Source organism: Phaeobacter gallaeciensis (assembly GCF_001678945.1).
GTDB classification, from domain to species: Bacteria; Pseudomonadota; Alphaproteobacteria; order Rhodobacterales; family Rhodobacteraceae; genus Phycobacter; species Phycobacter gallaeciensis_A.
Genome location: NZ_CP015124.1, coordinates 1,905,330 through 1,912,500, shown reverse-complemented (window position 1 = coordinate 1,912,500; position 7,171 = coordinate 1,905,330). Strand labels below are relative to the sequence as shown.

General features: G+C 61.6%; 4 protein-coding genes, 1 tRNA gene and 2 rRNA genes (1 of these 7 running past the window's edge). 3 read left to right on the top strand and 4 right to left on the bottom strand.

Features of this window, described 5'->3' with window-relative positions:
* The 3 genes from JL2886_RS09185 to JL2886_RS09175 form a co-directional block, all read left to right on the top strand.
* Positions 1-1,554 (top strand): 23S ribosomal RNA (locus JL2886_RS09185); it begins 1,273 nt to the left of the window's first position.
* A gap of 188 nt (positions 1,555-1,742) precedes the next feature.
* Positions 1,743-1,857 (top strand): 5S ribosomal RNA (gene rrf / locus JL2886_RS09180).
* A gap of 48 nt (positions 1,858-1,905) precedes the next feature.
* Positions 1,906-1,982 (top strand) — tRNA-Met (locus JL2886_RS09175).
* Between the two features lie 188 nt (positions 1,983-2,170).
* On the opposite strand, the gene JL2886_RS09170 is transcribed toward JL2886_RS09175, so the two are convergent.
* Genes JL2886_RS09170 through JL2886_RS09155 form a run of 4 tightly spaced genes read right to left on the bottom strand, consistent with a single transcriptional unit; the run spans position 2,171 to position 7,167 of the window.
* Positions 2,171-3,580, bottom strand: a complete 1,410-nt coding sequence (locus tag JL2886_RS09170) for a M20 family metallopeptidase (protein WP_065271734.1) — start codon at positions 3,578-3,580, stop codon at positions 2,171-2,173.
* Positions 3,577-5,163 carry a gamma-glutamyltransferase gene (locus JL2886_RS09165; protein ID WP_237028445.1) on the bottom strand — a complete coding sequence of 529 codons (1,587 nt, stop codon included), beginning with the start codon at positions 5,161-5,163 and terminating at the stop codon, positions 3,577-3,579. The genes JL2886_RS09170 and JL2886_RS09165 overlap by 4 nt, the downstream gene beginning before the upstream one ends.
* Before the next feature lie 22 nt (positions 5,164-5,185).
* Positions 5,186-6,163: an ABC transporter ATP-binding protein gene (locus JL2886_RS09160; RefSeq protein WP_065271733.1), complete on the bottom strand. Its 978-nt coding sequence runs from the start codon at positions 6,161-6,163 to the stop codon at positions 5,186-5,188.
* On the bottom strand, positions 6,160-7,167 hold the full coding sequence (locus JL2886_RS09155; protein ID WP_065271732.1) for an ABC transporter ATP-binding protein: 1,008 nt from the start codon (positions 7,165-7,167) through the stop codon (positions 6,160-6,162). Before JL2886_RS09155 ends, JL2886_RS09160 begins: the two co-directional genes overlap by 4 nt.
* Positions 7,168-7,171 lie beyond the last annotated feature (4 nt).

Sequence of the window (7,171 nt, the reverse complement as noted above, 5' to 3'; positions counted from 1 at the left end):
CTTTCGATGAAGCCGGGGCGTGAGCCATCCGGTGGAGAGATCACTAGCGAGAATGATGACATGAGTAGCGACAAAGAGTGTGAGAGACACTCTCGCCGAAAGTCCAAGGGTTCCTGCTTAAAGCTAATCTGAGCAGGGTAAGCCGGCCCCTAAGCCGAGGCCGAAAGGCGTAGGCGATGGGAACCAGGTTAATATTCCTGGGCCAGGAGGATGTGACGGATTGCGACTGTAGTTCAGCCTTATCGGATTGGTTGGGCTGCTGAGCAGTCCCTGGAAATAGCCCTCCATCAGACCGTACCCTAAACCGACACAGGTGGACTGGTAGAGAATACCAAGGCGCTTGAGAGAACGATGTTGAAGGAACTCGGCAAAATACCTCCGTAAGTTCGCGAGAAGGAGGCCCGGGTTCAAGGCAACTTGGATCCGGGGGCACAAACCAGGGGGTGGCGACTGTTTATTAAAAACACAGGGCTCTGCGAAGTCGCAAGACGACGTATAGGGTCTGACGCCTGCCCGGTGCCTGAAGGTTAAAAGGAGGAGTGAGAGCTCCGAATTGAAGCCCAGGTAAACGGCGGCCGTAACTATAACGGTCCTAAGGTAGCGAAATTCCTTGTCGGGTAAGTTCCGACCTGCACGAATGGCGTAACGACTTCCCCGCTGTCTCCAACATCGACTCAGCGAAATTGAATTGCCTGTCAAGATGCAGGCTTCCCGCGGTTAGACGGAAAGACCCCGTGCACCTTTACTACAGCTTCGCACTGGCATCAGGATTGTGATGTGCAGGATAGGTGGTAGGCATCGAAACCAGAACGCTAGTTCCGGTGGAGCCTCCCTTGAGATACCACCCTTCGCACTCTTGATGTCTAACCGCGGTCCGTTATCCGGATCCGGGACCCTGCGTGGCGGGTAGTTTGACTGGGGCGGTCGCCTCCTAAAGCGTAACGGAGGCGCGCGAAGGTTGGCTCAGAGCGGTCGGAAATCGCTCGTTGAGTGCAATGGCAGAAGCCAGCCTGACTGCGAGACTGACAAGTCGAGCAGAGACGAAAGTCGGCCATAGTGATCCGGTGGTCCCGAGTGGAAGGGCCATCGCTCAACGGATAAAAGGTACGCCGGGGATAACAGGCTGATACTGCCCAAGAGTCCATATCGACGGCAGTGTTTGGCACCTCGATGTCGGCTCATCTCATCCTGGGGCTGGAGCAGGTCCCAAGGGTACGGCTGTTCGCCGTTTAAAGAGGTACGTGAGCTGGGTTTAGAACGTCGTGAGACAGTTCGGTCCCTATCTGCCGTGGGTGTAGGATACTTGAGAGGAGTTGCCCCTAGTACGAGAGGACCGGGGTGAACGATCCACTGGTGGACCTGTTATCGTGCCAACGGTAGTGCAGGGTAGCTATGATCGGAAAGGATAACCGCTGAAGGCATCTAAGCGGGAAGCCCCCCTCAAAACAAGGTATCCCTGAGGGCCGTGGAAGACCACCACGTCAATAGGCCGGAGATGTAAGTGCAGCAATGCATTCAGTTGACCGGTACTAATCGCCCGATAGGCTTGATCTGTTCCAGTAACAGACAGTCTCGTAAACACCAAAAAGCAAAACGAAACTTGGACAAAACGTTGATCTAAAAACCTTCCGCTTTTGGAAAACGACCCGTGACATAACGGGCCTGCGGCAACGGGCATTTGCTTCGCAAATATCCTGCCTGCCGCAAATACCAAAAGCCGGAGGCTTTTGGTATTTACTCGGTTTGGTGGTCATAGCACGAGCAAAACACCCGGTCCCATCCCGAACCCGGAAGTTAAGTGCCGTCGCGCCAATGGTACTTGGGCTTAAGCCCTGGGAGAGTAGGTCACCGCCAAACCTAGTAAATACCAAAAAAATCTCTCTAACGATCATAACCAACAATCTCCGCGGGATGGAGCAGCCCGGTAGCTCGTCAGGCTCATAACCTGAAGGTCGCAGGTTCAAATCCTGCTCCCGCAACCAACTTTAGCGAACACGCCGCACCCGAAAGGGCTGCGGCGTTTTTGTGTTCTACCAATGATTAACAGCCACATCGAACAATGGCGCGCTGGCAGTCTTCAATCGCGCTTGGACCTTTTGGGAAATTGAACTGAAACAAAGGGCCCGCAAAGTCGCGGGCCCTTTGTTTCGATCAAAATACAGCGCGGTGATCAGCTGGCCGCGGTGCCGTCTGCGTCCGCTTGCGGCAGGTCCCAGAACAGGCCGGTCATGCAGCGCAGCGCGTCGCGGCAGACGGGCTTCAGAACATGTTCGTTCGGGGCGTGTTGCGAGCATCCGCGATAGGAATGCGGCACCCAGACCGTCGGCAGGCCCAGGATATCGGCAAAGCTGTCGTTCGGCAGGGATCCGGCAAGGTTCGGCAGGATATGCGGTTTCTTGCCTGCGGTTTCGGTCAGCGATCCGGCCACGAAGGTCACCCAGGGGTGATCGGGATCCAGCCGGGTTGCCTTGAAGAAACCACGGTCATGCGGGGTGACCTTGATGTTTTCGAACCCGTGTTTGTCCAGATGGCGGCGCAGTGCGGGCAGGATGTCATCGGGATCAGTGCCCACCACATAGCGCAGCTGGCAGGTGGCGCGGGCGGTTGGGGCGATGGCATTGACTGGCGCTTCCGGCACGCCGCTGGTCATTGCAAGCACCGCGAAGGAGTTCCAGCCAAAGACTCGCTCAGCAGGGGTCAGCGAGGTCTCGCCCCAGTCGCTGTCGATCGCAGGGCCGCTGTCGCCCTTGAGCGGCAGGCCGTCCAGCGCGGCGCGCACGGTGTCGGTCAGGCTGTCAGGGCGCCATTCCGGGATCTGGATCTGGCCGCGGCGGTCGCAGATGGTGGTCAGCGCGTGGGCCAGAATCATCGCCGGGTCCGCCAGCAGGCCGCCCCAGTTGCCGGAGTGATGCGCACCCTCGCGCAGGTCGAGTTCAAGGTCGAAGCTGACACCGCCGCGCGAGCCCATGAACATGGTGGGGGTGTCGGGCTGCAGGCGCGGCCCGTCTGAGGCGATCAGAACGTCGGCCTTCAGGCGGTCCTTCTGCGCGGTGAAGAATTCCGGCAGACCGGCAGAACCGGTTTCCTCGGACATTTCAATCACGATCTTGACGTTGAAGCCAAGGCTGCCGCGTTCGGCCAGCACGGCCTCCAGCGCGGCGATATTGACCAGATGCTGGCCCTTGTTGTCGGCGGTGCCGCGGCCATAAAGCCGATCGCCTTCCTCGACCAGGGTGAAGGGGCCCAGCCCTTCGCGCCACTGTTCGGTCTGGGCGCGGATCACATCGCCATGGCCATAGGTCAGAACGGTGGTAAGGGCCGGATCCTCGATCCGTTCGCCGACCAGGAGCGGGCCACCGGCAGGATCGGGGTTCGGGAAGATCTCGCAGGTAAACCCGGAGGCGGTGAGACGGGGCTCGATCACCTCGACAAGGTAGCGCATCAGCTCAGGCGCGGCCTCGGGGTTCTGGCTTTCGGTCGGGTAAGTGACCCAATGGGCCAGGTCGGATTGAAAGGTGCCTTCGTCAAAATAACTGCTGACACGGGAAATTGCGCCGTCGCGGCTGGTAGATGCGGTCATTTCTGCTCCACAGGTTCGGTAATGGCATCGCCCCAGGGCGACATGATTTCGGTGCAGCCGCTGTTGCGGCCTTCCTTGCGCTGAACGCCGGCCGGGCAGGCGAAGGCATAGGGGAAGACGGCGCGGCGGGTTGTGACCGTGTTGTGCTCGGCTTCAAGCGCGGCGATCACATCGGCGGGCAGGCTGTCGTCCGCGACCACGGTCTCCCCACCTGACACATCGATCCGGGGCTGGTGGAAAGCCTCGCCCACGTCCATGCCAAAGTCCGCCATAAAGGACGAAAGCTGCGCCACGGCCGAGACGATCTTGCGCCCGCCGGATGCGCCAAAGGCAAAACGGCTGCCGCTTTCTGTCTCGCCCAGGACCGGGCAGACGTTCATCAGGCAGCGTTTGCCGGGCGCCAGCGAGTTTGGTTTGCCCTGCTCGGGGTCGAACCACATGATGCCGTTGTTCATCAGCAATCCGGTCTGCGGCGACACCACGCGGGAGCCGAAGATCGACAGCAGCGTCTGGGTGTGGGACACCATGTTGCCGTGACGGTCCACCACCGAGAAATGCGTGGTGCAGCCGGGGGCATCCGGCGTTTCGCCATCATCGCCCATGCCTGACAGACGTTTGGCATAGGCCGCCTTCAGCGCGGCGGCATAGGCGGTATAGGCCTCTGCACCCGGTTGATCGCCGGGCGTCAGCGCCTCTTCGAGATGGGCAAAGGCATCGCGGAATGTCGGCCCCGCCGTCAGCCCCGGCATCACGTCGAAGCGTGTGTTGCGATAGGCAAAGGACAGTGGATCCTGCAGCTCTGCATGATAGCTGGCAAGGTCTTCGACCGAGAGCGATCCGCCCTTGGCCTGCACGTCGGCGGCCATGGCGGCGGCGATGTCACCTTCGTAGAAATCCCGCGCTCCGGCCTCGGCCAGCTGCGACAGGGTATCAGCCATCTTGGACATGTCGATGCGCTTGTCCGCGAGGCTGGTCCAGCCCGCGATGGTTGGCCATTGACCGTCCTCAAGGAACAGCGCCGCGGCGTCGGCGTCCTGCGCCAGCGCGCGGGTGGTCGAGGCGATGATCAGCGCCGCATACCAGTCCACCGCAAGCCCCTCGCGGCCAAGTGCGATGGCCGGTTGCAGCAAGTCCTTCCACGGCAGCTTGCCGAACCGCGCGTGGGCCTTGCCCACACCATCGACGGTGCCTGGCACCGCAATGGCGGTGGCGCCTTGCACGTTGCGGTCTTCGACGACCTTTTCCCAGGGGAAGAGATCGCCGGCCTTGCCTTCGCCGGACAGCGGATAATCGGCGACGTTCAGCCCCTTAGGCGCGCGCATGCCGTAGTTGAGTGCATAGGCGCGCCCTTCGTCAGCGCGCCAGAGCATGGCGGCGCCGCCACCGGCCGGGCCGCTCATCCAGGGTTCGACCACCCCGATGGCAAAGGAGACGGCGACGGCGGCATCCACCGCGTCTCCGCCTGCGGCCAGCACATCGGCCCCGATCCGGGCGGCGCGGCTGTGCTGGGCTGCGACGACGCCGTATTCGGTTTCGATCACCGTCTTGCGGGTCACCTGCGTCGAGGAGAGATTGGATATCATGTGAGTCTTCCTTTCTGTCCGATCAGGCCGCAGAGGTCTGGGCGCTGTCAAAGAGGTGGCATTCGACGCGGCCATCTTCGGTCGCAACGGTCTGCGGCGCAACCTGGCTGCATTGGGGCATTGCCTTGGCGCAGCGCGGGTGGAAATGGCAGCCTGATGGGGGCGCAATCGGGTTCGGGTAGGCCGCGCCCAGGTGGGTGTCCGGCACGCCCTTGTTGGGGTCCGGAGTCAGCACCGATTGCAGCAGCGCATCGGAATAGGGATGGCGGCTGCGGTCGAACAGGCCTTCAACACTGGCTTCCTCGACGATCCGGCCGAGGTACATTACCGCCACCCGGTTCGCGAGGTGTTCCACCACCGCAAGGTTATGGCTGATGAAAAGGTAGGTGAGGCCGAATTCACGGCGCAGATCTGCAAGCAAGTTCAAGATCTGCGACTGCACAGACACATCCAGCGCCGAGGTTGGCTCGTCACAGATGACGATCTCGGGCTTCATGATCAGCGCCCGGGCAATCGCCACCCGCTGCCGCTGACCGCCGGACATCTGGCTGGGGTAAGTATTCATCACCCGCGCGGGCAGGCCGACGATGTCCAGGATCTCGCGCACCGCCTTTTCTTGGCTGGCGCTGTCACCCACGTTGTGCACCCGCAGCGGCAAAGAGATGATGTCGTAGATGCTCTTGCGCGGATTGAGCGAGGAATAGGGATCCTGAAAGATCGGCTGGATGCGGCGGGCCAGTTCCGACCGGTTCTGAGCGCCGAGTTCCTTGCCATCCACCAGCACCTGACCCTCGGTAGGCTGTTCTAGGCCCAGCAGGATCTTGGCGAGGGTGGATTTGCCGCAGCCGGATTCCCCGACAAGGCCCAGGACCTCGCCGCGGCCGATCTTCAGCGACACGTCATTGACCGCCTTCAGCGGCTTGGGAGAGGAAAACATGCCCTGTTTGACCGAATAGGTCTTGGACACGTTGCGCAGTTCCAACACGGGAGTATCGCTCATGCGGGCACCTCTTCGGAGTTCTGGGCGTGGCCATTGGCGTGGACACAGCGGAAGTTGTGATCAGCACTGGCGTGTTCGCGCAGCGGGATCGGTTCGCGGCAGGCCGCGACTGCATGATCGCAGCGGGTGCGGAAAGGGCAGCCGGTCACATCGCCCACCAGTGAAGGCACGATGCCGGGGATGGTGCCGAGTTCGGCGCCGCGCTCGGTCTTGCCTGGCACCGGGATGCAGCGCAACAGGCCACGGGTGTAGGGGTGCGCCGGGGACTGGAAGACGGCGGTGGCGGGGCCGGTCTCGACCAGCTCGCCCGCGTACATAACCGCAACCTTGTCGGCGACGCGGGCCACCACGCCCAGGTCATGGGTGATGAGGATCATCGCCATGCCCAGTTCCTTTTGCAGATCGACCAGAAGCCGCAGGATCTGCGCCTGAATGGTCACGTCGAGCGCGGTTGTCGGCTCGTCCGCGATGATCAGCTCAGGCTCACACATCAGCGCCATCGCGATCATCACCCGCTGCCGCAAGCCGCCCGACAGCTGGTGCGGATATTGCGACAGGCGGCTTTCGGCGGCGGTGATGCCAACCTTTTCGAGCAGTTCCACCGCGCGGGCGCGGGCCTGATCCTTCGACACCGGCTTGTGCAGCAGCAGCGCCTCGGTAAGCTGGTCGCCGATGGTATAGGCCGGGTTGAGCGAGGTCATCGGCTCCTGAAAGATCATCGACATGCGAAGACCGCGCAGCTTGCGCATGCCGCGTTGGCTGGTCTTCATCAGGTCGATGCCGTCAAAGGACAGCTGATCCGCCTTGCGCGAGATCTTCTTGCCCAGAAGCCCCATGATCGCGAGCGAGGTCAGGGACTTGCCGGAGCCGCTTTCACCAACGATGCAGAGCGTTTCGCCCCGATTCAGGTCGAAGTCGATGCCGCGTACGGCGTGCAAGGTGCCGCCGCCGACGGGAATATCCAGCGTCAGGTTGCGGACAGAGAGTATCGGTGTGTCAGTCATGCCT

What these genes read in the sequence shown, in the direction of transcription:
- JL2886_RS09155 (WP_065271732.1), bottom strand. Translation starts at nt 7,167, where the DNA reads ATGACTGACACACCGATACTCTCTGTCCGCAACCTGACGCTGGATATT.
- JL2886_RS09165 (WP_237028445.1), bottom strand. Translation starts at nt 5,163, where the DNA reads ATGATATCCAATCTCTCCTCGACGCAGGTGACCCGCAAGACGGTGATC.
- JL2886_RS09160 (WP_065271733.1), bottom strand. Translation starts at nt 6,163, where the DNA reads ATGAGCGATACTCCCGTGTTGGAACTGCGCAACGTGTCCAAGACCTAT.
- JL2886_RS09170 (WP_065271734.1), bottom strand. Translation starts at nt 3,580, where the DNA reads ATGACCGCATCTACCAGCCGCGACGGCGCAATTTCCCGTGTCAGCAGT.